Source organism: Rhizobium sp. BK529, from assembly GCF_014194105.1.
Lineage (GTDB): Bacteria > Pseudomonadota > Alphaproteobacteria > Rhizobiales > Rhizobiaceae > Rhizobium.
In genome coordinates this window covers 1,429,409-1,454,255 of record NZ_JACIAU010000001.1, presented here as the reverse complement: position 1 = coordinate 1,454,255, position 24,847 = coordinate 1,429,409, and the positions used below count along the sequence as shown (strand labels likewise).

23 protein-coding genes and 1 tRNA gene are annotated in these 24,847 nt (G+C 60.7%); 11 read left to right on the top strand and 13 right to left on the bottom strand.

The window, feature by feature from the left end; genetic code table 11:
• Positions 1-3 precede the first annotated feature (3 nt).
• The 4 genes from gcvH (at position 4) to FHX08_RS07360 (ending at position 3,938) form a co-directional block, all read left to right on the top strand.
• On the top strand, positions 4-366 hold the full coding sequence (gene gcvH / locus FHX08_RS07375) for a glycine cleavage system protein GcvH (protein ID WP_132651582.1): 363 nt from the start codon (positions 4-6) through the stop codon (positions 364-366).
• Entirely contained in the window at positions 366-3,230 is a 2,865-nt protein-coding gene (gene gcvP, locus FHX08_RS07370; RefSeq protein ID WP_132651583.1) for an aminomethyl-transferring glycine dehydrogenase, read from the top strand. Before gcvH ends, gcvP begins: the two co-directional genes overlap by 1 nt.
• Positions 3,231-3,350: 120 nt before the next feature.
• A complete protein-coding gene (locus tag FHX08_RS07365) occupies positions 3,351-3,596 on the top strand; it encodes a DUF982 domain-containing protein (protein WP_165911846.1) in 246 nt (81 codons plus the stop codon).
• A gap of 266 nt (positions 3,597-3,862) precedes the next feature.
• Positions 3,863-3,938 (top strand) — tRNA-Thr (locus FHX08_RS07360).
• A 52-nt stretch (positions 3,939-3,990) separates the two neighbouring features.
• On the opposite strand, the gene FHX08_RS07355 is transcribed toward FHX08_RS07360, so the two are convergent.
• Entirely contained in the window at positions 3,991-4,959 is a 969-nt protein-coding gene (locus FHX08_RS07355; protein ID WP_132651585.1) for an SDR family NAD(P)-dependent oxidoreductase, read from the bottom strand.
• 135 nt (positions 4,960-5,094) lie between these two features.
• Here FHX08_RS07355 and FHX08_RS07350 point away from each other — a divergent pair, with 135 nt between their 5' ends.
• Positions 5,095-5,679 carry a TetR/AcrR family transcriptional regulator gene (locus tag FHX08_RS07350; protein ID WP_132651586.1) on the top strand — a complete coding sequence of 195 codons (585 nt, stop codon included), beginning with the start codon at positions 5,095-5,097 and terminating at the stop codon, positions 5,677-5,679.
• Between the two features lie 123 nt (positions 5,680-5,802).
• Positions 5,803-6,108 carry a flagellar basal body protein gene (locus FHX08_RS07345; RefSeq protein ID WP_132651587.1) on the top strand — a complete coding sequence of 102 codons (306 nt, stop codon included), beginning with the start codon at positions 5,803-5,805 and terminating at the stop codon, positions 6,106-6,108.
• A gap of 14 nt (positions 6,109-6,122) precedes the next feature.
• On the opposite strand, the gene FHX08_RS07340 is transcribed toward FHX08_RS07345, so the two are convergent.
• The 8 genes from FHX08_RS07340 to FHX08_RS07305 all read right to left on the bottom strand — a co-directional run bounded on the left by FHX08_RS07340 (position 6,123) and on the right by FHX08_RS07305 (position 14,032).
• On the bottom strand, positions 6,123-6,743 hold the full coding sequence (locus tag FHX08_RS07340) for a LysE family translocator (protein ID WP_132651588.1): 621 nt from the start codon (positions 6,741-6,743) through the stop codon (positions 6,123-6,125).
• 107 nt (positions 6,744-6,850) lie between these two features.
• Positions 6,851-7,246, bottom strand: coding sequence for a Fe-S cluster assembly scaffold SufA (gene sufA / locus FHX08_RS07335; RefSeq protein ID WP_132651589.1), 396 nt, complete (start codon positions 7,244-7,246; stop codon positions 6,851-6,853).
• Positions 7,247-7,322: 76 nt separating this feature from the next.
• Positions 7,323-7,697, bottom strand: coding sequence for an SUF system Fe-S cluster assembly protein (locus tag FHX08_RS07330; RefSeq protein ID WP_132651590.1), 375 nt, complete (start codon positions 7,695-7,697; stop codon positions 7,323-7,325).
• Positions 7,698-7,707: 10 nt separating this feature from the next.
• A complete protein-coding gene (locus FHX08_RS07325) occupies positions 7,708-8,949 on the bottom strand; it encodes a cysteine desulfurase (protein WP_132651591.1) in 1,242 nt (413 codons plus the stop codon).
• A gap of 12 nt (positions 8,950-8,961) precedes the next feature.
• Positions 8,962-10,236 (bottom strand): Fe-S cluster assembly protein SufD, encoded by a 1,275-nt coding sequence (gene sufD, locus FHX08_RS07320; RefSeq protein WP_132651592.1) that lies wholly within the window; start codon positions 10,234-10,236, stop codon positions 8,962-8,964.
• Between the two features lie 23 nt (positions 10,237-10,259).
• Complete coding sequence (gene sufC / locus FHX08_RS07315) at positions 10,260-11,015, bottom strand: Fe-S cluster assembly ATPase SufC (protein WP_132651593.1); 756 nt, start codon at positions 11,013-11,015, stop codon at positions 10,260-10,262.
• 234 nt (positions 11,016-11,249) lie between these two features.
• Complete coding sequence (sufB, locus tag FHX08_RS07310; protein WP_132651594.1) at positions 11,250-12,719, bottom strand: Fe-S cluster assembly protein SufB; 1,470 nt, start codon at positions 12,717-12,719, stop codon at positions 11,250-11,252.
• A 146-nt stretch (positions 12,720-12,865) separates the two neighbouring features.
• Entirely contained in the window at positions 12,866-14,032 is a 1,167-nt protein-coding gene (locus tag FHX08_RS07305) for a cysteine desulfurase family protein (protein ID WP_184327060.1), read from the bottom strand.
• 216 nt (positions 14,033-14,248) lie between these two features.
• Here FHX08_RS07305 and FHX08_RS07300 point away from each other — a divergent pair, with 216 nt between their 5' ends.
• On the top strand, positions 14,249-14,926 hold the full coding sequence (locus FHX08_RS07300) for an alpha/beta hydrolase (protein ID WP_132651596.1): 678 nt from the start codon (positions 14,249-14,251) through the stop codon (positions 14,924-14,926).
• Here FHX08_RS07300 and FHX08_RS07295 read toward each other — a convergent pair.
• Both FHX08_RS07295 and FHX08_RS07290 read right to left on the bottom strand, forming a co-directional pair.
• Positions 14,919-15,446 (bottom strand): GNAT family N-acetyltransferase, encoded by a 528-nt coding sequence (locus FHX08_RS07295; RefSeq protein ID WP_132651597.1) that lies wholly within the window; start codon positions 15,444-15,446, stop codon positions 14,919-14,921. The genes FHX08_RS07300 and FHX08_RS07295 overlap by 8 nt on opposite strands.
• Positions 15,443-16,567, bottom strand: coding sequence for an anhydro-N-acetylmuramic acid kinase (locus FHX08_RS07290; RefSeq protein WP_132651598.1), 1,125 nt, complete (start codon positions 16,565-16,567; stop codon positions 15,443-15,445). The genes FHX08_RS07295 and FHX08_RS07290 overlap by 4 nt, the downstream gene beginning before the upstream one ends.
• A 121-nt stretch (positions 16,568-16,688) precedes the next feature.
• On the opposite strand from FHX08_RS07290, the gene tyrS reads away from it, so the two are divergent.
• Positions 16,689-17,945, top strand: coding sequence for a tyrosine--tRNA ligase (tyrS, locus tag FHX08_RS07285; protein ID WP_132651599.1), 1,257 nt, complete (start codon positions 16,689-16,691; stop codon positions 17,943-17,945).
• A gap of 72 nt (positions 17,946-18,017) precedes the next feature.
• Here the strand turns inward: tyrS and FHX08_RS07280 are convergent, their stop codons facing one another.
• Both FHX08_RS07280 and FHX08_RS07275 read right to left on the bottom strand, forming a co-directional pair.
• Positions 18,018-18,500, bottom strand: coding sequence for a GNAT family N-acetyltransferase (locus FHX08_RS07280; RefSeq protein WP_132651600.1), 483 nt, complete (start codon positions 18,498-18,500; stop codon positions 18,018-18,020).
• Between the two features lie 15 nt (positions 18,501-18,515).
• Positions 18,516-21,905: a DUF3971 domain-containing protein gene (locus FHX08_RS07275; protein WP_132651601.1), complete on the bottom strand. Its 3,390-nt coding sequence runs from the start codon at positions 21,903-21,905 to the stop codon at positions 18,516-18,518.
• Between the two features lie 139 nt (positions 21,906-22,044).
• Here FHX08_RS07275 and FHX08_RS07270 point away from each other — a divergent pair, with 139 nt between their 5' ends.
• The 3 genes from FHX08_RS07270 (at position 22,045) to FHX08_RS07260 (ending at position 24,759) form a co-directional block, all read left to right on the top strand.
• Positions 22,045-22,518: a peroxiredoxin gene (locus FHX08_RS07270; protein ID WP_132651998.1), complete on the top strand. Its 474-nt coding sequence runs from the start codon at positions 22,045-22,047 to the stop codon at positions 22,516-22,518.
• Positions 22,518-23,333: a ferritin-like domain-containing protein gene (locus tag FHX08_RS07265; RefSeq protein WP_132651999.1), complete on the top strand. Its 816-nt coding sequence runs from the start codon at positions 22,518-22,520 to the stop codon at positions 23,331-23,333. The genes FHX08_RS07270 and FHX08_RS07265 overlap by 1 nt, the downstream gene beginning before the upstream one ends.
• A 106-nt stretch (positions 23,334-23,439) precedes the next feature.
• Entirely contained in the window at positions 23,440-24,759 is a 1,320-nt protein-coding gene (locus tag FHX08_RS07260) for a peptidoglycan DD-metalloendopeptidase family protein (RefSeq protein ID WP_132651602.1), read from the top strand.
• Positions 24,760-24,847: the final 88 nt, after the last annotated feature.

The following is a 24,847-nucleotide window of genomic DNA, read 5'->3' as shown; positions in this document are numbered from 1 at the left end:
TCCATGCTGAAGTTTACCCAGGAACATGAATGGCTGAAGCTCGAAGGCGACGTCGCGACCGTCGGCATCACCACCTACGCTGTCGAGCAGCTCGGCGACCTCGTTTTCGTGGAATTGCCTGAGGTCGGCGCCACCTTCTCCAAGAATGACGATGCGGCGACCGTCGAATCCGTCAAGGCTGCCTCGGAAGTTTACTGCCCGCTCGACGGCGAGATCGTCGAAGTCAATCCGGCGATCGTTGCCGATCCCTCGCTCGTCAATTCGGATCCGCAGGGCGCCGGCTGGTTCTTCAAGCTCAAGCTGAAGAACCTCTCCGATATCGACGGCCTGCTCGATGAAGCGGCCTATAAGGAGCTCACTGCGTAATGACGACGCCTACCGAATTCCAGTTCACCGACTATCAGCCCTATGACTTCGCCAACCGTCGTCATATCGGCCCCTCGCCGTCTGAAATGTCGGATATGCTCGGTGTCATCGGCTACAAGAGCCTCGATGCGCTGATCGATGCAACTGTGCCGCCTGCCATCCGCCAGAAGGCGCCGCTCCTCTGGGGCGCGCCGATGACGGAGCGCGAGGCGCTCGACAAGCTGCGGGAAACTGCCAACAAGAACAAGGTTCTGACCTCGCTGATCGGCCAGGGCTATTACGGCACGATCACGCCGCCGGTCATCCAGCGCAACATCCTGGAAAACCCGGCCTGGTACACGGCCTACACGCCCTACCAGCCGGAAATCTCGCAGGGGCGTCTCGAAGCGCTCCTGAACTACCAGACGATGATCTGCGACCTGACGGGCCTCGATGTCGCGAACGCCTCGCTGCTCGATGAGGCGACGGCTGCTGCCGAAGCGATGGCCATGGCGGAACGCGTCGCCAAGTCGAAGGCAAAGTCCTTCTTTGTCGACGCCGACTGTCATCCGCAGACGATTGCGCTGATCCGCACCCGCGCCGAACCGCTCGGCTGGACGGTTATCGTCGGCAATCCCTTCACCGATCTTGATCCTGTCGACGTCTTCGGCGCGATCTTCCAGTATCCGGGCACGCACGGTCATGTGCATGATTATACTGGCCTGATTTCCCGCCTGCACCAGACGGGTGCGATCGCCGTTGTCGCTGCCGATATCCTGTCGCTCACGCTGCTGAAGTCGCCGGGCGAAATGGGCGCCGATATCGCCATCGGTTCCTCGCAGCGCTTCGGCGTTCCGGTCGGCTACGGTGGCCCGCATGCGGCCTATATGTCGGTCAAGGATGCTATCAAGCGCTCCATGCCCGGCCGTCTCGTCGGCGTCTCTGTCGATGCCCGCGGCAACCGTGCCTACCGCCTGTCGCTGCAGACGCGCGAGCAGCATATCCGCCGCGAAAAAGCGACGTCGAACATCTGCACCGCGCAGGTCCTGCTCGCCGTCATGGCCTCTATGTACGCCGTCTTCCATGGTCCCAAGGGCATCAAGGCGATCGCTCAGCAGGTCCACCAGAAGGCCGTGCTGATGGCCAAGGGACTGGAAAAGCTTGGCTACAAGGTCGAGCCGGAAACCTTCTTCGACACGATCACCGTCGATGTTGGCCACATGCAGGGCCTGATCCTGCGCGCGGCCGTCGCCGAAGGTGTGAACCTGCGCAAGGTGGGCGAGACGAAGATCGGCATGTCGCTCGACGAGCGTACGCGTCCGGCAACGCTGGAAGCCGTCTGGCGCGCCTTCGGCGGCAATTTCCAGATCGCCGATTTCGAACCGTCCTATCGTCTGCCGAAGGATCTGCTGCGCACCAGCGAATACCTGACGCATCCGATCTTCCATATGAACCGCGCCGAAAGCGAAATGACCCGCTACATCCGCCGGCTCTCCGACCGCGATCTGGCGCTCGACCGCTCCATGATCCCGCTCGGCTCCTGCACGATGAAGCTGAACGCGACAGCCGAAATGCTGCCGATCACCTGGCCGGAATTTTCCGACATCCATCCGTTCGTGCCAGCCGACCAAGCGCTCGGCTACCGTGAAATGATCGATGATCTCACGGAAAAGCTCTGCGCCGTCACCGGCTACGACGCTTTCTCGATGCAGCCGAACTCCGGCGCGCAGGGCGAATATGCTGGCCTCTTGACCATCCGCAATTACCACATTGCCAACGGCCAGGGGCACCGCGACGTTTGCCTCATTCCGACCTCGGCGCATGGCACCAACCCGGCGTCTGCTCAGATGGTCGGCATGAAGGTGGTTGTCGTCAAGGTGCGTGAAAACGGTGATATCGACCTCGACGATTTCCGCGCCAAGTCCGAGCAGTATGCGGATAATCTCTCCTGTTGCATGATCACCTATCCCTCGACGCACGGCGTGTTCGAGGAAACGGTCAAGGAAATCTGCGACCTCGTGCATAAGCATGGTGGCCAGGTCTATCTCGACGGCGCCAACATGAACGCCATGGTTGGCCTGTCTCGCCCCGGTGACATTGGCTCCGACGTCTCGCACCTCAACCTGCACAAGACTTTCTGCATCCCGCATGGCGGAGGCGGTCCCGGCATGGGCCCGATCGGCGTCAAGTCGCATCTGGCACCTTACCTGCCCGGCCATCCGGAAACGGACGGCCGTTCGGGTGCGGTTTCCGCGGCAGCCTTCGGCTCGGCTTCCATCCTGCCGATCTCCTGGAGCTACTGCCTGATGATGGGCGGCGAAGGCCTGACGCAGGCAACGAAGGTGGCGATCCTGAATGCCAACTACATCGCTGCCCGCCTCAAGGGCGCCTACGACGTGCTCTACAAGTCGGCTGCCGGCCGCGTGGCACATGAATGCATCATCGATACCCGCCCGCTGGTCGACAGCGCCGGCGTCACCGTCGATGACGTCGCCAAGCGTCTGATCGACTGCGGGTTCCATGCGCCGACCATGAGCTGGCCGGTTGCGGGGACGCTGATGATCGAGCCGACCGAGTCCGAAACCAAGGCCGAACTCGACCGCTTCTGCGAGGCGATGCTGGCGATCCGTCAGGAAGCCCGCGACATCGAGGAAGGCCGTTCGGACAAGCTGAACAACCCGCTGAAGAACGCCCCGCATACGGTCGAAGACCTCGTCGGCGAATGGGATCGCCCCTATTCGCGCGAGCAGGCCTGCTTCCCGCCCGGCGCTTTCCGTGTGGACAAGTACTGGTCGCCGGTCAACCGCGTTGACAACGTCTATGGCGACCGCAACCTGATCTGCACCTGCCCGCCGGTCGAGGCTTATGCCGAGGCTGCCGAGTAACCATCGGGCCAAGCCCAACGGCTGAGCAATCCGAGCCCCTTCCATCATGGGAGGGGCTTTCTAATTCTGATAGAGAATGCAAGAGGAAACCCCATGACCCAGGATCAAAGCGAAGCAAGAATGCAGGCGCCCTGGTCGAAACCTGTGCTCGTTGCCCTCGACGAGCCCGGCCGGTATGTGACAATCGATACCACCCAGGCTGCGTCTTGGGCGATGATCGAGGATTGGCCGATCGAGGATGGCGCCGCGCTCGACCAGGCGCTGCTGGTCTGCGCCGATGTCATCAAGGGCAAGCGCACCGGCGAAGATGCACGCAGGGCATTCATCGCGGCAGCAGTTGAAGCAGGCCTCGATATCAAGAGCTGAATGGCCACACGCCCGCAATGGTGGCAATGACGGAATGCAGGCAGATTTTTTCGAGATTCTACGAGGGCCGGTGAACTATTTCGGCTCCGCCGCGTAAGTAGCTTTGCTGGATGCTGCACAGCCAGCATGGAGAAGGGTTGCCTGCCCCTGTACTGGGCGCCCTTCTCCTTCATCAGCCTTGTTGCAGCAGAGGTTAACCTTACCCCCTAACCGTCGATCGAAGCTTCGCTCGCTTGCGAGCGTCATTTCTGCCATAGAGACATCACGCCCCTCGTAGCTCAACGCAAGAGCAGCTGTCTGGTTTGCAGCCGATCCAGGTTCAATTCCTCGGCAGGGGCACCAGTTTTCCGGTCCCCCTGCTCTTCTTCAACGCTGAAGCATGCCGGTTCGCAACTTAGAAGCGCTCGCCGACCATATTTTCGCTCTTGACCCACAATGCCTTCGCCGTCTCGGGATCGAGCGCATAGGGACGCACGCCCTCGGAAATCGGGCTGATTTCCGCGTCCGTTACTTCAGAGACGTGGCAGTTCTCGCAATATTTGCCGCCGACCTCGTCTGCCGGGGCAACAAAACCGGCCCAGACCGAAGTTGCCGCGCCCTGCGGTACCGTCTTCCACTCGAAAGGCGGCTTGCCTTCGGCGGCAAGGGCCGCGTTGATCTGTGCCATCATGCCCTCGATCATGGTGGGGTCAAGGTGGCGGCCGAGTTCGGTATGGATGCCGCCGGGATGCAGTGCCGTCGCACGGATGCCGCGCTCCTTGAGGCGCCGGTCGAGTTCGACTGCGAACAGGATATTTGCGGTTTTCGACTGGGCATAGGCCGCCCAAGGTTCATAGGTCCTGTTCTCAAAATTGAGGTCGTCGAGGCTGAAGGGCGCCATGCGGTGACCCGACGACGCGACGATGACGACGCGCCCGCCCGATTTGATGAGCGGCGCGATGCGATTGATGAGTACGAAATGACCAAGATGATTGGTGCCAAACTGCGTCTCAAAACCATCGGCAGTGCGGCCGAAAGGCGCGGCCATGACGCCGGCATTGGCGATGACGACGTCAAAGGGGCGGCCATCGGCAAGGAGCGCATCCGCAGCGGCGCGCACGCTTGCGAGCGACGCAAGATCGAGCTCGACGATATCAAGGCTGCCGCCGTTGGCCACCTCGGCGCGCACGACCTCGGTTGCCGCCCTCGCCTTTGCAAGGTCGCGGGCGGTGCCCACCACCTGAGCCCCATGGGCGGCCAGTACGCGTGCGGTTTCTACGCCGAGGCCGGCGGAAACGCCCGTCACCAGGACGCGCTTGCCCGAGAGGTCGACGCCGGCGAGCACCTCGTCGGTCGTCGATGTTGCGCCAAAATGTCCATTCATGATTATCTCCTTGATCAATGGACGCACCGCTCCGAGCTGGTGGACCATTGCCCACCGGCCTCTAATGGAATAAAAGGAGGATGCCTCCAGATAAATACGGAGGGTGCCTCCGTTTATCAAGGGGACGTCCCGGAAATGGCCGAAAAAAGTGACGGGTCCGCCGCCCGAAAGCCGCGCGCGGATGCCGAACGCAATCGAATTCTGCTGATCGAAACGGCCAAGATTGTCTTTGCCGACAAGGGTTCCAGCGCTAGCCTCGAGGAAATTGCCCGTTCCGCAGGTGTCGGCATCGGTACGCTCTATCGCCACTTCCCGACCCGCGATGCTCTGGTTTCTGCCGTCTACCGCAATGAGACGGCGCAGCTTGCTGCTGCTGCAAAGAGCCTTACCGAGATGCATCCGCCCGTCGAGGCGTTGCGGCTGTGGCTGGTGCAGTTCGTGGACTATGTTGTGGCGAAAAAGGGCATGTCCGAGCTGCTGGATTCGCTTGTTGGCGGCACATCCGAGCTCTATGCGGAGTCCGTTGCCCCGATCACCGATGCCGTCAATCTGCTGATCGACCGTGCAACGGTGTCCGGTGAAATCCGCCTGACGATGGATCCGCTCGACCTTCTGCGCGCGCTCGCCGGTGGCGCAAGCATCAGCTGTGGCCCCGCCTGGCGGGAGGCGGCACGGCAGCTCATCGATATCCTGATTGCGGGCATGAAAGCCAACCGCTGAGGCTTCGTACCATTACGGCACAGCCGTTCTCAATTCCTTCTCCTTTCGCTAACCGAAGCCTTTCAGCTTTCCCTAAATCCTTGCCGGTAAAACACCTGGTGTCCGGAAACAGGGAAACGGTCGATGAGCATTTCTGCAATCACGCATACGGCTCTCTCGGGAATGCTCGCACAGACGAGGCGCGCGGGCGCGGTCGCCAACAATGTCGCCAATGCGAGCACGCCGGGCTATGGCCGGCTGAACACCAGCTTCCAGTCCTTCGAACCCGCAGGCGTTCAGGCTGATGTCACCGAGACGGATCAGCGCGTGGATTTTGCGACAGAGCTCACCGATCTCATCGAGACCGAGCAGAGCTACAAGGCAAATGCCACGGTTTTCGAGACGGGCGCCGATCTCTGGGACGTCTTGATGAGCATCAAGCGCGACTAAAGCGCCTCGGGCTTTCAGACAATCGAATAGGCCACGGAGCCGAGTGCCACGGCGCCGAAAGCGATCAGCATATAGCTCGTCGCGCGGCCAACCCTGGCCGTGAAATCGCTCGATAACCGGTCCCGTGCAACGCTGACGGCTGCACTCAGACAGAACCACCAGAGCAGCGACCCGATAAAGACGCCGGAGACGATCACGGCCGAGCTGTATCGGCGTGTCTCCTCTGTCAGGCCAAACCCGGCAAACAATGCGCCGAAAGACAGGATCGTCGCCGGATTTGAGATGGTCAGCAGGAAGGTTGAAATGGTCGTATGCAGAAAGTCGGCCGCATCGATCTTTGCCGCCTTCACGATCCCCCTGTTCTGCAGTCCGCGCCAGCCGAGCCAGAGCAGCATCATTCCACCGCCGAGTGCCAGCGGAATGGTGGCCGTCGACATGGTCTCCGAGAAGACCGCAAGCCCGGCAACCGCGACCAGCGCATAGGTCGCGTCACCCAGTGCCGTTCCGAGCCCGCCGGAAAAGCCGAACCAGAAGCCCTTCTCGAGGCTGCGATTGATGCAGAGCGTTCCAATCGGCCCGAGCGGCGCGGTGATGATGACACCCAGCAGGGCGCCTTTCAGGAATAGAAAGAGCATTGTCCGCTTTTCTTCTTCTTGGTCGCTTGTCGGTCTTCGGACAGGCTCGTCAAAATCAAAAGGCCGCCAATTATGGCGGCCATCAGGCAAATTCAACGAAAAAATGCTTAATGCTGCGCTGGAACCACAGCATCGCCGCGTGCAGCAAGCGCTGCGAGATCGGCAGGTTTGAGTTCCACGGATTCGCCGCAGCCGCAGGCCGAGGTCTGGTTCGGGTTGGTGAAGGTGAAGCCGGACCGCAGCGTGGTCGTTTCGAAGCCGAGTTCGGTGCCAAGGAGGTAGAGAACGGCCGATGGCTCGATCCAGACCTTGGCGCCATCGCGCTCGATCAGATCATCCTTGGCATTGGGCTCGGTCACCATGTCGATGGTATATTCCATCCCGGCGCAGCCGCCCTTCTTGATGCCGACGCGAATGCCCTTGGCATCCGGTCCGCCGTTCGCAACGATCGCCTTCACGCGGTCTGCGGCGGCTGTCGTCATGCTCATCACTGCAAAGCCCATCGGCTCTTCTCCTTCCACAACCGGGTTCAAGATCCGGTGCTTCGTGATTCAAATGTAAGGCGATGACCTTAATCGATCAATACCAGCCAACCGCGACCTGCGCCTCTTCGGACATGCGGTCCGGTGTCCACGGCGGATCGAAGGTCATTTCGACTTCGACGCCCGAAACGCCTTCGACGGCGCCGACGGCATTTTCTACCCAGCCCGGCATCTCGCCGGCAACCGGGCAGCCCGGTGCCGTCAGCGTCATGACGATCTTGACCATGCGGTCGTCTTCGATGTCGATCTTGTAGACGAGGCCGAGCTCGAAAATATCTGCCGGAATTTCCGGATCGTAGACCGTCTTGAGAGCGCCGATTACGTCATCGCTGAGACGCGCCAGTTCCTCTTCGGGAATGCTGGAATGCACGATGCCTTCGCGCACGTCGATCTTCTCTTCATTCAGGCTCATGGCTTCTTCCTCAAGCAAAGAACTTGCGCGCATGGTCGAGCGCATCGGCAAGCGCATCCACCTCGGCGCGGGTATTATACATGCCGAAAGATGCCCGGCATGTGGAGGTCACGCCGAAGCGTTTCAAGAGCGGCATGGCGCAATGCGTGCCGGCGCGAACGGCGATACCCCGGCGGTCGATAACCATCGAGACGTCGTGGGCGTGGATGCCCGCAAGCTCGAAAGAGAAGATCGCGCCCTTGCCCGGTGCACTGCCGAAGATGCGCAGCGAATTGACCGCCCGCAGCCGTTCTTCCGCATAGGCCGTCAGATCCGCCTCGTGGGCTGCAATATTCCCGCGGCCGATCTTGTCCATATAGTCGAGCGCATAACCAAGCCCGATCGCCTGCACGATCGGCGGCGTGCCGGCCTCGAAACGGTGCGGCGGATCGTTGTAGGTGACGATATCCTCGGTCACTTCGAAGATCATCTCGCCACCACCCTGGAACGGCCGCATCTCCTTCAGCCGATTCTTCTTGCCGTAGAGCACGCCGATGCCTGAGGGACCATAGAGCTTGTGGCCGGTCATGACATACCAGTCACAATCGATATCCTGCACGTCGACGGGCAGATGCACCGCGCCCTGCGAACCGTCGATCAGGACCGGAATGCCGCGCTCATGGGCGATGCGGCAGACTTCCTTGACAGGAACAATGGTGCCGAGCGCATTCGACATATGGGTGATCGCGACGAGCTTGGTCCTGTCGGTCAGGCTCTTCTCGAATTCTTCGATATGGAAGGCGCCTTCATCGTCGACCGGCACCCAGACGAGCTTGGCACCCTGCCTCTCGCGGATGAAATGCCAGGGCACGATATTGGAATGGTGCTCCATGATCGTCAGCACGATCTCATCGCCCTCGCCGATCTTGGGCATGCCCCAGCCGTAAGCGACCGTGTTGATCGCCTCGGTCGAGTTCTTGGTGAAGACGATGTCGTTGATATCAGGTGCATTTAGGAAGCGGCGCACCTTTTCGCGCGCTGCTTCATAGGCTTCCGTCGCCGCATTGGAGAGGTAGTGAAGGCCGCGATGCACATTGGCATATTCGTGGCCGTAGGCATGCGAGATCGCATCGATCACCGCCTGCGGCTTCTGGGCGGATGCGCCGTTATCCAGATAGACCAGCGGCTTGCCATGCACCTTCTCCGCAAGGATCGGGAAATCCCTGCGGATGGCTTCTACATCATAGGCGGTTGCCGGTACGATCTTGTCCATGGCGCTGTCCGATCAGGCGTGCTTGTCCAGCCAGGCCGAGATGACGCCTTCCAGCGCCTCGACCAGGGCTTCGTCTTCCAGTTCTTCGACGATCTCGGCAACGAAGGCGTTGACCAGCATGGCGCGCGCCTTCTTCTCCGGGATGCCGCGGGCCATCATGTAGTAGAGATGGTCGTCGTTGATATCGGCAACCGTCGCACCATGGCCGCACTGGACGTCGTCGGCGAAGATTTCGAGTTCCGGCTTGACCGAGAACTCGGCATCGTCCGACATCAGCAGCGTATTGCAGGCCATCTTGGCATCGGTCTTCTGCGCATCGGGTGCGACACGGATCATGCCCTGGAAGATCCCTTTGGCACGATCGAAGACGACATTGCGGATCACTTCGGTCGAACCGGTGTGCGGCACGTCGTGGCCGAGCACCATCGTCACGTCGGTATGCGTGTCGCCGCCGAGCAGATTTATGCCGCGTAGTGTGAGATCGGCGCCTTCGCCTGTGACCTTGAGGTTCAGCTCCTGACGGACCAGCTTGCCGCCGGCGTTGATGACGAAGAGCTTCAGTTTGGCATCAGTGCCGAGATCGACGCGGATCTGGCCGAGATGCGTATCTTCGGTCCCCTGCTGCTGCAGGATGATCCAGGTCAGCTCCGTGCCCTCGCCGACCGTAATGTCACTGACATGCGACACGAGCGCGGCATCGCCAGTCATCGACTGGTGACGCTCGATGACGACACCCTTCACATTGGCGCCGAAGGCAACCGGCAGGCGGGTATGAACATCGCCCCCGGCATGCACGAACTGGATTTCCAGCGGCTCTTCAAGCTCGGCGCCATCTGGCACCTCGACGGCGTATCCGTCCTTGACGAAGCTGCCATTGATGCGGCCGACCGCATCGTCACGACCGAGCGCGTCGAGGCCCGCGACAGCCGAGCCGTCCGTCAATTGTTCCGAATAGGGGAAAACCGTCAACTCGCCGACTGAGGCCTTGTTGACAGCCCTGCCCTGAATGACGGCAAGAACCGGAGAACCCTCGACCAGCGGCTCCAGCGCTTCGGAGCCGGCGTCACCGGCAGGAGCCGGAACGGTGCGCAGCAGGTTCTTGAGGTCCGTATAGTGCCAGGCCTCAATGCGGCGTGTCGGCAGGCCCTGCTTCTTCAGATCGTCGAGCAGTCGGTCGCGCAGCGCAGTCACCGCGCCATTGCCCGGCAGTTCGCCGATCTTTTCGTTGAACGCTTCGATCAGCGCCGTTTCGGCCGCTGTCAGGCGGCTCGTCGTTTGCATGTTCATGGACGTCGTCCTTTCCGCCACGGTCAGGCTGCGGCGCCGATGATATCGGCATAACCGTTGGCTTCCAGCTCATGCGCCAGCGTCTTGTCGCCGGACTTGATCACCTGGCCCTTGTAGAGAACGTGGACGGTGTCCGGCACGATATAGTCGAGCAGGCGCTGGTAGTGCGTGATGACGACGACAGCGCGATCGGGCGAACGCAGCGCGTTGACGCCATCGGCAACGATCTTCAGCGCGTCGATGTCGAGGCCGGAATCGGTTTCGTCGAGCACGCAAAGCTTTGGCTCGAGCAGTGCCATCTGCAGAATTTCGGCGCGCTTCTTTTCACCGCCGGAGAAGCCGACATTCAGCGGGCGCTTCAGCATATCCTGGTTGATCTGCAGCTTGGCCGCAGCGTCCTTGACGCGCCGCATGAAATCCGGCGTCGTCAGCTCGTCTTCACCGCGCGCCTTGCGCTGCTCGTTCATCGCAACCTTCAGGAACTGCATCGTGGCAACACCTGGAATTTCGACCGGATATTGGAAGGCCAGGAAGATACCTTTGGCAGCACGTTCGGCAGCGTCAAGCTCGAGGATGCTCTCACCATTATAGAGGATATCGCCTTCGGTCACTTCATAGTCTTCGCGGCCGGAGAGGATATAGGAGAGCGTCGACTTGCCGGAGCCGTTCGGGCCCATGATGGCGGCAACTTCGCCGGCCTTCACGCTAAGGTTCAGGCCACGGATGATCTCGGTGCCGTCTTCGGCGATGCGGGCATGAAGGTTCTTGATTTCAAGCATCTTTATTCTTTCCTGTTATCCGGCAGGTTTCAAAGACCCACCCAATTGACCGTCGCACCGGTCTCGATCCGTCATCCTCGGGCTTGTCTCGAGGATCTAAGCCTTCAATTGTAATCGCTCCACCCCCATGTGTTGGGATATGGCCGATAGATATTCTCGATTTCATCGATCCGTCGCAGAGGCCTTCGGCCGCAGCAGATCCTCGGGACAAGCCCGAGGATGACGGAGCCGTATTTAGCCGACCGAGCCTTCCAGCGAAATGCTGATCAGCTTCTGCGCCTCGACGGCGAATTCCATCGGCAGTTCCTGCAGGACTTCCTTGACGAAGCCGTTGACGATCAGCGCGATCGCCGCTTCCTCGGGAATGCCGCGCTGCAGGCAATAGAAGAGCTGATCTTCGGAGATCTTCGAGGTGGTTGCCTCGTGCTCGAACTGCGCCGTCGAATTCTTCGCCTCGATATAAGGCACTGTATGCGCGCCGCACTTGTCGCCGATGAGCAGGGAGTCGCACTGCGTGAAGTTGCGGGCGTTCGTGGCACGCCGGTGGGCCGAAACCTGACCGCGATAGGTATTCTGCGAAACACCGGCAGCAATGCCCTTGGAGATGATGCGGCTCGACGTGTTCTTGCCGAGATGGATCATCTTGGTGCCACTATCGATCTGCTGATGGCCGTTGGACACGGCAATCGAATAGAACTCGCCTCTGGAGTCATCGCCGCGCAGGATGCAGGACGGATATTTCCAGGTAATTGCCGAACCGGTCTCGACTTGCGTCCAAGAGATCTTCGAGCGGTCGCCACGGCAATCGCCACGCTTGGTGACGAAGTTGTAGATGCCGCCCTTGCCGTCCTTGTCGCCAGGATACCAGTTCTGGACCGTCGAATACTTGATCTCGGCATCATCAAGCGCGATCAGCTCGACCACGGCGGCATGTAGCTGGTTCTCATCGCGCTGCGGCGCAGTGCAGCCTTCGAGGTAGGACACGTAAGCGCCTTCCTCGGCGATGATCAGCGTACGCTCGAACTGGCCGGTATTCTTCTCGTTGATACGGAAATAAGTAGAAAGCTCCATCGGGCAACGCACGCCCTTCGGCACGAAGACGAAGGAGCCGTCGGTGAAGACCGCCGAGTTCAGCGTCGCATAATAGTTGTCGGTCGTCGGAACGACGGAACCGAGATATTTCTGCACCAGTTCGGGATGTTCGCGGATCGCTTCGGAGATCGACATGAAAATCACGCCGGCCTTCTTCAGCTCTTCCTTGAAGGTCGTCACGACCGAGACGGAATCGAAGACCGCATCGACGGCGATTTTCGACTTCTCGACGCCGGCGAGAATTTCCTGTTCCTTCAGCGGAATGCCGAGCTTTTCGTAGACCTTGAGGATTTCGGGATCGACTTCGTCCAGCGACTTCGGACCCGAAGTGCTCTTCGGTGCCGCATAATAGTGGATCTCATTGAAATCGATCTTCGGATAGTTGACGCGGGCCCAGGTCGGCTCTTCCATCGTCAGCCAGCGCTTGTAGGCTTCCAAGCGCCATTCGAGCATCCATTCCGGCTCCTGCTTCTTGGCGGAGATGAGGCGGATGATGTCTTCGGACAGGCCCTTGGGTGCCTTGTCCATTTCGATGACGGTTTCAAAGCCGTATTTATACTGGTCCACATCGATCTGACGAACGCGATCGACTGTTTCCTGGACAGCAGGCATGTCGTTCTCCAATCTCGCCGGAGAAAAGGTCCGGCAGCTTGTCGTGCGGGCAATTTTCTTTTGCCCCTGATATAAGCGGCCAAAAGGGACTTTTCAGCCCTGATAGCAAGCAGAAAATTGCGTTTCCGCAAGATTATATGAGGCGTTCAGGCCGCCTCGCCCGCCGGCTTTCGCCGAGAGGCAATTTTCGCAAAGGCGGCAATCGCCCGATCCACGTCTTCTTCCGTCGTCGAAAAACCGAGCGACATGCGCAAGGCCCCGAGCTTCGGGTCGCACCCCATCGCCATTAGCACATGGCTTTCACCGACCTTGCCGGAGGAGCAGGCGGAGCCCGCCGAAAGCGCCACACCTTCGAGATCGAAGGCAATCTGGCCGGTTTCCGCCTTCAGGCAGGGAAGCGTGAAGAAGATGGTATTGGCGACACGCGGACCACTGGCGCCGTGAATGATGACATCGGGCGCTGCAGCGCGCATGCCGGCTTCCAGCCGGTCGCGCAGTGCTGCAATCGCAGCGTTCCGTTCCTCGATATTCTGCGTCACGGCTTCCGCCGCTGCCCCGAAGCCGATTAGCGCCAGTGAATTCTGCGTCCCCGAGCGGTGACCCTTTTCCTGTCCGCCGCCACGGATCAACGCCTTCGGCATCAACGCCTCGCCACGGGCAATCAGCGCCCCTGCACCCTTCGGACCGCCGATCTTGTGGGAGGAGATGATCATGAAATCCGCGCCGATGCGCTCGATCTCGATCGGCAGACGGCCGGCCGCCTGCACGGCATCGACGACGAAGAGCCCGCCATGGGCGCGCACGATCCTGGCTGCTTCTTCGACAGGCTGGACGATGCCCGTCTCGTTGTTGACGAACATGATCGCCACCATAGGCAGGCCCGTCGCCTTGTCATGAGCGTCGAGAAGTGCTGCAAGCGCCTTCAGGTCGACGATGCCGGCATCCGTCACCGGTACCTCGGTCGTCTTGTCCTTCGGGAACCGGCCGCCCTCGCGGACAGCCAGATGCTCGACGGCGGAATGATAGAGACGGCCGAGTTTCAGTGGCGTGCGGCCCATGCTGAAATCAGGCGTGAGAACCATATTGGCAGCTTCCGTCGCGCCGCTCGTAAAGACAACGTTGGCCGGGTCGGTGCCGGTCAGTAGCGCCACCTTGCGGCGCGCGCCCTCGATGGCTGCGCGCGCAGCACGGCCCTCGCCATGCACGGAATTGGGATTGCCGAAGATATCCACGGCGCGCATGACGGCTTCACGCGCCGCGGGATGCATCGGCGATGTCGCGTTCCAATCGAGATAAAGGCGTGACGGCGCCATTGTCTTTGGTCCTGCGCTTGACGAGCTTGCTCTGGCGTGGCGGCGCATTTTCCTTGAAATTTCCGCCGGGCTTGCCGTATGACACGTTCCACGCTGCGTGGATTGCCATGCAAGTTTCGAATTGTTCTAAACTGCGTTTTAGAAAAGTTGACAACTGTCGTCAAGTCATGTTGTCGCCAAACGTGGTGCGAACGCGAAATAAAACCCGGAGTACCGATGCCCGAAGTTATTTTCAACGGCCCAGCCGGCCGTCTTGAAGGTCGTTACCAGCCCTCCAAGGAAAAAAGCGCACCGATTGCCGTCATTCTGCACCCGCACCCGCAGTTTGGTGGCACGATGAACAACCAGATCGTCTACCAACTCTTCTACATGTTCCAGAAGCGCGGTTTTACGACACTGCGCTTCAATTTCCGCGGAATCGGTCGCAGCCAGGGCGAATTCGACCATGGCGCTGGCGAACTTTCGGATGCCGCCTCCGCCCTCGACTGGGTGCAGAGCCTGCATCCTGATTCGAAGACCTGCTGGGTTGCCGGCTATTCCTTCGGCGCCTGGATTGGCATGCAGCTTCTGATGCGCCGTCCGGAAATCGAAGGCTTCATGTCGATCGCGCCGCAGCCGAACACCTACGACTTTTCGTTCCTGGCGCCCTGCCCGTCTTCCGGCCTGATCATCAATGGCGAAGCGGACAAGGTGGCACCGGAAAAGGATGTCAACGGCCTCGTCGAGAAGCTGAAGACCCAGAAGGGTATCCTTATCACCCATCGCACGGTGCCAGGTGCCAATCACTTCTTCAATGGCCAGGTGGAAACGCTGATGGCCGAGTGTGAGGACTATCTCGACCGCCGCCTCAACGGCGAACTGGTGCCGGAGCCGGCAGCAAAGCGAATCAGGTAACGGCCTGCCGCATGGCGGCCGTTATCTCGAATTCCACACCCTGAACACCTTCGATAAAGATCGGCCCGCGCTCCCGCATGCCGATCTTTTTCAAAATGTGCTGTGAGACAAGATTGTCGGGGTGGGTGAAGGCGACGAAATGCTGCGCAATCCCCTTGGCAAAGAACCAGTCGGCGAGACCTGCCGCGATCTCCGTCGCATAGCCCTTGCCCCATTCGCGGGCGTAGAAGGCATAACCAAGCTCGTATTCGCCGGTATGAAAGAGCGATATGCCGGCACGCCCGATATAACGGCCGTCCTCGCGGCTAAGCATTTTGTATTTCGTGGTGCCGTCGCGTGCCTGCTCGGTGAGATAGGACCGCAGCCGTTCCTCCGCCTTTTCGCGTGACCAGGATGCGGCGCCGGACATGTAGCGCGTTGTCTCGATCGTTAAATGCAGATCGTGGATCAGATCGGCATCACCGTCTTCCCACATTTGGGCGACAAGGCGCGGCGTTTCGAAAATGACCTCGCCGCTCATCGCACCGGCTCCGCTAACACACCGCCAGTGACTGGATGACTGACGCCCGTCGTGCCGGGATAGGTGAGCGGCAGGCCTTCCAGCGAGCGCACGGCAAGATAGGCCCAGGCTTCCGCTTCCATGGCATCGCCGTCAAAACCGGCCTGTTCGGCGCTCATGACCGATGAACGATTCCTGGCAGCCATATCGGCAAACTCCGCCATGATCGTACCATTCAGCCGTCCGCCGCCGCAGACGATATAGACGGACGGATTTTCCGGCAGATAGGAGGCGGATTTGATGATAGAGGCAGCGGCGACATGCGCCAGCGTGCGAGCGCCATCCTCGAGGCTCGCCTCGCCATCGGCAAGTGGCCTGAAATCGCCGCGGTCGAGCGAGCGGCGGATATTGCCGCCGAAGAATGGGCTGCCGAGATAACGGGCTGCGATATCAGGCACCACCTGCCCACGGCCGGCGATCTTGCCGCCAGGATCGAAGGTCTGGCCAGTCTGCATCTCCACCCACTGATCGATCAAGGTATTGCCGGGGCCGCTGTCGAAGGCGGCGATGCGTCCTTCCGCGCCGATATAGGTGAGGTTGGAGATGCCGCCGATATTGACGAAGCAGACGCTCTGCCCGTCCCTCTGGAACCGGCCGGCGAGTGCGGCATGATAGGCTGGCACCAGCGGCGCGCCCTGCCCGCCGTGCACCATGTCATTGGCGCGCATATCACAGACAACAGGAATGCCCGATCGCTCGGCCAGCAGCGCTCCGTCGCCGATCTGGATCGTCAGCGCATCATCCGGCCGGTGCAGCACCGTTTGACCGTGGAAGCCGAGCACGTCGATCTCGTCTTTGCCGAGCCCGAATTTATCGAGAAATGCCGTCAAGGCATCCGCATGACGTTCGGTGAGTTCAATCTCGATCTGCCGAAGTTCGTCCGGCCGTGCAGCACGATCCGTCAGCGGCCGCGCCAGATCGAGCGCGCGCTTCAGTCGCTCGCGAAAACCGCCATCATAGGGCACGCCCAAAAAAGCGCCGCGTTCGATGAAGCCTCGCCCGTCTGTCCTGAGCAATGCCACATCGATGCCGTCCATCGAGGTGCCGCTCATCAAGCCGATCGCAGTCCTGACGATATCCATTGCGCCGCGAGCCTTTCATGCGATTCCCGGATGCACTTTGGGAAAAACAGTGCTAAACGCGCCGCGACGGTTCAACAAGCGTCAATTCCAAATCCCGTTCGACGTTCAAGAGACGAAGCCCATGTCCGAGTTCAAGTCCGATTTCCTCCGCACGCTGCAAGAGCGCGGCTTCATTCATCAGATCTCCGATGAACGCGGCCTCGACGACCTCTTCGCCAAGGAAACCGTGACGGCCTATATCGGCTTCGATCCGACTGCGCCTAGCCTGCATGCCGGATCGCTCATCCAGATCATGATGCTGCACTGGATGCAGAAGACCGGCCATCGCGCCATTTCGCTGATGGGCGGCGGCACCGGCATGGTCGGCGACCCCTCCTTTAAGGAGGAAGCCCGCCAGATGATGACCGTCGATACGATCGAAGGTAACATTGCCTCCATCAAGCGCGTCTTCTCCAACTACCTCACCTATGGTGAAGGTCCGAAGGACGCGCTGATGATCAACAATGCCGAATGGCTGCGCTCGCTGAACTACCTCGAGTTCCTGCGCGATGTCGGCAGGCATTTCTCGGTCAACCGCATGCTGTCCTTCGACAGCGTCAAGACACGCCTTGATCGCGAGCAGTCGCTGTCCTTCCTGGAATTCAATTACATGATCCTCCAGGCCTACGACTTCGTCGAACTTGCCAAGCGCTATGATTGCCGTCTGCAGATGGGCGGTTCCGACCAGTGGGGCAACATCGTCAACGGCATCGATCTCGGTCACCGCATGGGGACAAAACAGCTCTATGCGCTGACCTCGCCACTGCTGACCACCTCTTCCGGCGCCAAGATGGGCAAGTCTGCGACGGGCGCGGTCTGGCTGAATGCCGACATGCTCTCGGCCTATGATTTCTGGCAGTACTGGCGCAACACCGAGGATGCCGACGTCTCGCGCTTCCTGAAGCTCTACACCACGCTGCCGATGGATGAGATCGCTCGCCTTTCCGCCCTTGCCGGCTCCGAAATCAACGAGGTCAAGAAGATTTTGGCGACCGAAGTCACGGCGATCCTGCACGGCCGTGAAGCCGCCGAGCAGGCGGCCGAAACGGCCCGCAAGACTTTCGAAGAAGGCGGCCTTTCCGAGAACCTCCCCTCCGTCGACGTTCCCGCCTCCGAATTGGACGCCGGCATCGGCCTGCTCTCCCTGATTGTGCGCGCTGGTCTCGCCGCCTCGAACGGTGAAGCCCGCCGACACGTTCAGGGCGGTGCCGTGCGTATCAACGACCAAGCCGTCAGCGACGAGCGCAAGGTCATCGGCAGCGGCGAAATCACGGCGGATGGCGTCATCAAGCTGTCGCTCGGCAAGAAGAAGCACATTCTGATCCGCCGCGCAGCCTGAGCCGCACAAGGATACAAAGCAAAAAGCCGGCCTTCGCGCCGGCTTTTTGCTTGTCTGCCTTGAGCCGAAAGCTCAGCAGCACCGTGAGTAGAATTTCTCCATCACGAAATTATCGAGCCGCTGCCCGCGCCGTTCGACGGTTTGCCGTGTGAAGACCCGGAATCCCTTGCGCTCGAAAAATGGCCGCACCGTCAGGCTGGCTTGCGTGTAGATCCGCTCCATTCCCAATCGCCGCGCCTCTTCCTCAACGCGCGTCAGTAGGCGGCCAGCAACGCCGAGCCCCTGAAATTCTGGATGCACGAACATCATGTCGAGGCAGCCGTCGGGCGTGAGATCGGAGAAGCCGACTGGCTTGCCGCCAATCTCCGCAATCCAGGCCGGGCGGCTGATCCTGCGCTCGGCCCATTTGGCAGGATCTTCCACCTGCGCCCAGGCATTGATCTGGTCGGGCGAATAGTCTTTCGAGGAGACCTCGCGGATGGCGCGCAGAAAAATCTCGATCGTCGCATCGCTATCTGTGGGCCTATAGGGCCTGATCAGGATCGAGCTCTTCATTGGAGCATCCGCGATTTACTGGAACTCGAAAATCTGCCGGAAGACGCCGGGCGCTATCACCGAGAGCGGATTGATCTGCAGGTTCGGCTGGTCGAACTTGCCGGTCAGCTTGAAGGTAATGCCGATCAGGCCGCGGTCCGAACCATTGCCAAGGATGACGCCGATCAGCGGCAATTCGGCAAACAGCCGGTTGAGGCCGTAAGCCGGCATGAAGGTGCCGGTCATGTCCATGTTGCCTCTCGCATCGCGCACCACGCCTTGGAAGGTGGCGCCGATCTGGTCGCCGCGCAGTACGCCGTTTTCGATGGAGACTGCTCCGCCGCGTGAGACGACGCGGGCAAAGCCGCGCTGGAAGTGCTGCGAGGACGTATCGATGTCGCGTTTGACCGCCTCGCTCAGGCTGCGTTGATCCGATCCAACCGGCGTCGAGACGATGGACCGCAGCCGCTGTTCGTTGATGATCGAGAAGCGGCGCACATCGAGCGAGCCGTCCCAGCCGCCGCCGGCACCGAGGCGAATCGCCAGGTTGAGCAGGCCACCCTGCATATGCTGGTAGAGATCGGCGAAACGCGAGACGGAGCCGGCATCGCCGCTGGTGATGTTGATGACGCCGCCGCCTTGCATCTTGCTGACGACCGCCTCGCCACTATCGGTGATGCCGGAGAAATTCAGTGACTGCAGCCGGCTGCCGCTCATGGCGATCTGCGCCTGGAAATTGCCAATCTGTTCGTCGTTGAAGCCGATGATCTTCTGCAGTTTCGCCTTCACGGTGACGCTGCTGCTGTCGCTGCCGTCGCCGCTGCTCGAATCTGATTTCAGCCGAGCGATGATCGGCCGTGCGTCTGCGCTGGCGCCGGAGACGGAAATATCGAAGCCGCCCTTGCTGCGCTTCAGCGACAGCCCGAAATCATCGACCGAAGACAGCTTTACGCTGTCGAAATCTGCCGAGATCAGGCCGCTCTTGCCGATGGCGAGCGCCCCGGTTGCTCCAAAGCCATCCCCTTTCAGGCGGAAATTCTTGATCTGCGTGTTGTCAGCCGGACCTGAAACCTCGAATTCGGCATTAGCGGGAATGCCGCTGCCCTTCGACCAGCCAATCCAGGGCAGATCGAGCGATGCCTTTCCGAGATCGAGCTGCACGTCCTGCCGGTCTTCATCAAGGCGTGTCAGCACCATCTTGACGCTGCCGCCGAGGATATCGGACAGGCCAGGCAGCAGCCTGTCGCGCTGCTCGCCGTTGAGTGTTGCCGTAATCACGCGCTGCGGCTCGATGCCGGAAGACTTGTCGACGGGCTCCAACATATCGATATCGGCGGAAACGCCGTCGATGGCAGCCTTTCCCTTGACGTTCACCTGCTGCGGATCGGCATCGAGCATACCGTCGAGATCGGTGATGACACGCCCTGAAAACGGCTTGGCGAGCGCGACATCGGTGAGCTTCATCTGCGCCTTCCACTCAGGCGGCGGCGGGTTCTGCGAGGAGAGCAGGCCGAAATGCGCCTGCACATGCGCCTCGATATTGCCCTTGAGGTCGTCGGGCACGAAACCTGCGCGCTGCAGAACCTTGATCGGCTTGTAGGTCAAAAGCTCGCCTACTGCATCGGCTGAGCCTGAAACGAAAATGTCGGCATCGGCCATCAGCGGCTTGTCGTAGACTGACGGCATTATGAAGGTACCCGGCTGCAGCGCTACCGCACGCCCGGATTGGAAATAAGAGGTGCCGCTTTTGAGTGAGATCGTCGCCTTTCCGCCCGTCAGGTCGAAATGCGCCGCTGTATCCCGCACCGGCGGAATATCGCCTGCCACATTCATGCGTGCGCCGGCAATATCGAAGGCAATGCGGAGCTGGTTTTCATCCAGCCGTAGACCGCGTCCTCCCGCCGCCTCATCCAGACGCCCTGGCGGAATGTAGACGGAAATTGAGGCGTCGGTTACCGTGCCGCCGAAGAGGTTTGCGAGCACCCAGACCCGCGCTTTGGATGCCATCCAGAATGGCCAGAGCTGCTTGACCGCCGTCGTCTGCATCTGCTGCGACTGACCGGCAAAGCTGATTTCCGGCGATTTTTCATTCAGCCGTATATGCAGCGCCCCATAGAGGGAACCGAGCGGCGAGGAAGCCACCATGTTGGTGAACTGGAATTCGCGCCCGGCGACGAGATAGCGTCCGGTCGCCTGAAGGTCGAAGGAAAGCGGCTGCTCGCCGGAATTGGGTGCTGCCGTGCCGCCGCTGATCAGTGCGTCGATACCGAAGCCTTTGCCGGCATTGGGGTCGAGCTTGTCGAGATCGATCAGCGCGCCGCTGAACGGCAGTATGGTCGCGCCAAGATGCAGCTGCGATTTGGCGATCTCGAGCGTCTGCTTGTCAAAATCATAGGCAAGGTTGAGTTGCCCGTCCGTCAGCTCCTGAGAGTCGCCGTCGACATAGATGAGACCCGGATCGAGTCTGAGCGCCGCATCGAGCGACGGCTTGACGCCGTCGGCGGCCCTGACCGCGGAGATGGTGAGATCGCCGAACGTGTTGAGACCCTGGCGGATCTCGCCCTGTTCGTTGCGCTTGAGTGCAAAGGGTGTCAGGTCGGCATGCGACAGTGTCGCGACGAGCCTGGATGCCCGTCCGCCTGCCTGCTCGGTGACGACATTGAGATTAGCTGTCTCACCATTGATGGAAATCTCGCCGTTCAGCTGCAGCGAGTTCGGCCCGACACGTTCGAAGGCGAGATTGTCCACGACAAGCGAAACCGGCCCGTTCGCTGTATCTGCCAGCTTGATGTCGATGCCTGAAATGCGCACCGTGTCGGTGCCGCCCCGCTCGACGAAGGTCTCGAAAATGTCGAGATGCGAGAAGATCGTTTCCGCGGCCGCTGGAATGGCATCGACCCTGAGATCGTCAAGCTTCACCGGATTACCGGAGGGAAGCAGCGAGGTATCCAGCGCAATGTCGTCAGCTTCCAACGATGTCACAGCGATCCGGCCGCGGAAGAGCTGCAGCGGATCGAGCGCCATACGCATGGACGATGTCGTGGAAAGATGCTGGCCGCTTTGCTGGTCGACCATGTTGACGTCGCGCGCTTCCAGCGCCAGCCGCAGCCCTGAGGTGAAGCGGATGGCGGTGGAGCCGACTTCGGCTCGGTAGCGTGGACCGAGCGCGCTGTTCAGCGCCGACTGCGCCTGCTGTGACAGCGGCGCGTCGATGACCCCGCTTTCAATCGTGAAAACGATTGCCGCCAGGATGAACAGGATGACCGCGCAGAATCCGCCCGTAGCCTTCGCCGTGCGGCGAACGCGCGAGCGCGGCGGCGGGCAGTGCACGATAAGAGGATCCTCAACTTGCGCTGAAGGCAGGTTATGCAAGGCGACGATGTCCTTCTTACGGAACGTAACCTTCTCGCCGCGGATGGCTGACATGCGCGTTGGGAAACTCCTGAACTTGTTCGAATCGCCCCAATTTCGTTTGAAACAGCTGGGCGGGACGCCGGGTCGTCCACTATATACCGGTTCGTTCGATATAGTATCTCTCCTAAACCCGGCAAAAGAAAGTTCTGTGATGTCCGCTCCCGGTATTGGCTCCGTTGCTCCTGATTTCAGCCTCCCGCGCGATGGCGGCGGCCGCATTTCGCTTTCCGATTACCATGGCAAGCCGGTGGTTCTGTTCTTCTACCCCAAGGATGATACGACGGGCTGCACGACCGAATCGCTGGATTTCACAGCGCTTGCCGATGATTTCGCAGCAGCGGGTGCTGCTGTCGTCGGCATGTCGCCGGATTCGGCGGCGTGCCACGATCGCTTCATCAAGAAACACAAGCTGACGGTCGCTCTGGCCTCCGACGAGGAGAAGACCGTGCTGCAGGCCTATGGCGTGTGGAAGGAGAAGAAAATGTATGGGCGCACCTTCATGGGTGTCGAGCGCACGACCTTCCTGATCCGCAAGGACGGCACCATCGCCACCATATGGCAGAAGGTTCGAGTGCCGGGTCATGCCGCAACGGTGCTGGAAGCCGTGAGAAATCTGGCCGCGTGATGACGATCACCTCGCTGCGCGGCGGCGCGATCGATGCGATCCGGTCCGCCGACCTCGACCGCAAGACGGAACTGGCGCAGGAAAGCGCCGACAGATGGTTCGCCCGTCGCATCTCCCTGCGCTCGCCGCTCGACGCACCTCTGCCGGAACGTCCCGGCCGCCCGGCGAAGCCGGTTCTCGTGCCCCCGACCCAGGTCGAGAAGCGCTCGCTGCACACCCTGCCCGGTCGCATCGCGTTGTTGCATGCTATCGCCCATATCGAGCTTAACGCCGTCGATCTGGCGCTCGATATCGTGGCGCGATTCGCCTCCGCCCATGTACCAAACTCCTTCTTTGACGGCTGGATGCAGGTGGCTTACGAAGAGGCCAAGCACTTCCGTATGGTGCGCAAGCGGCTCAACGATCTCGGCGCCGACTATGGTGACCTTCCCGCCCATGACGGTCTCTGGCAGGCGGCGCATTCGACACGCAACGCTCTCACGGCACGGCTTGCCGTCGTGCCGCTGATCCTCGAAGCCCGCGGCCTCGATGTCACACCGTCGCTGCAGGCCAAGATGCGTGAGACCGGCGATCTCGAAAGTGCCGCGGTTCTGGATGTGATCTATAACGACGAAAAGGGCCATGTTGCCGTCGGCGCCAAATGGTTCCGCTTCCTCTGCGCCCGTGAAAAACGCGATCCGGCAAGGACATTCCAGGAGCTGGTGCGTGCCAATTTCCGCAGTCCGCTGAAGGCTCCGTTCAATGATGTGGCGCGCGCCGAAGCCGGGCTGACGCCCTCCTTTTACCGCGCGCTGACGTCGACCAGCCAAAGCTGACCGCCAAGCTCCAACAGGGCTGCGTAAACCGACTATTAACCATAAATGTATGTAATCGTTTCCCAATGAGGCGGGCGCTGAAAAGCGAATCTTTGGGAGACCCTCCGTGACGAGCGGACATCACAGTCGGGTATTCGGCAAGAGGGCACAGGAGTATGTCCTCATTCTCGCCAGCGGCGACAAGGTGCGCCACATGACGGTGAAGCCGTGGATGGCGGCGCTGGCCTTCTGCTTCGTTGGGGTCTTCGCAATCGGTTATCTGCTCGCCACCTCCTACCTTGTCCTGCGCGACGACCTGATTGGCGCGACCATGGCCCGGCAGGCACGCATGCAGCACGATTATGAAGACCGCATCGCGGCACTGCGTGCACAGGTCGACCGCATCACATCCCGCCAGCTTCTCGATCAGCAGGTCGTCGAGGACAAGGTTGACAAGCTCATGGAGCAGCAGATGGCGCTGACCTCGCGTCATGGGAAGCTCGACAACCTGCTCGACCGCGCCGAAAGCTCTGGCCTGACGGGCAAGGAGGCGCCTACCGTAGACGTGCCGGCGCAGGCCTATGCGCCTGACATCAAGGACAAACGTGCGTCGCTTTCCGGCGGCGTGCAGGCGATCGACAAGCTTCTGGCAGGCGATAACAAGCCGGCTGATGCCGGCGCTCCCGACAATTCCACCCTCGCCTATGTTCCATCGGAGGAAACGGTCGGCGACCGTGCCGACCGCATCTTTTCTAAGGTCACTCTCTCGCTGAAGAATGTCGAACAGGATCAGAAGAGCCGCGTCGACCAACTGACGAGTGACGCCGGCAGTGCCGCCGATGCGATCGAAGGCGTGCTCGGCCGCTTCCATATCCCGGTCCCGTCGGAGACATCAGCGGCGAAAGAGGACGAAGACGCCGTCGGCGGTCCCTATGTCGAGCCTGAAAGCAACGACGACTTCAACAATTCTCTGGTGCAGCTCGACAGCGCGCTGACGCGGCTGGAAGCGGTGCGTAGCACTGCCGAGTCCCTGCCGTTCCGCAATCCGGCTGTTGGCAAGGAAATCACCAGCCCCTTCGGCAACCGGCGCGATCCGTTCCTCGGCCGCCTTGCCCTGCATTCGGGCATCGACTTCCGTTTCTCGCCCGGCGAAAGGGTCCGTCCCACTGCGCCCGGCAAGGTGATCGCTGCCGGCTGGACCGGCGGCTACGGTAATATGGTCGAGGTCGATCACGGCAATGGCATTTCGACGCGCTATGGCCATATGTCTGAAATTCTGGTCAAGGTTGGCGACACCGTAGACCGCAACGATGTGATCGGACTTGCCGGCAGCACCGGCCGTTCCACCGGCACGCATTTGCATTACGAAGTGCGGCAGGATGGACACGCCGTCGATCCGATTTATTTCATGAATGCCGGCCTTAAACTTGCCACTTATATAAAATAGCCGGTCGCGGTAACGAATGCTTCACCTCGCTACCTGGGGTGGAGACGCTCTCCCTTGACTTGCCGGCCGTTTAGGACTATGTCGCCCA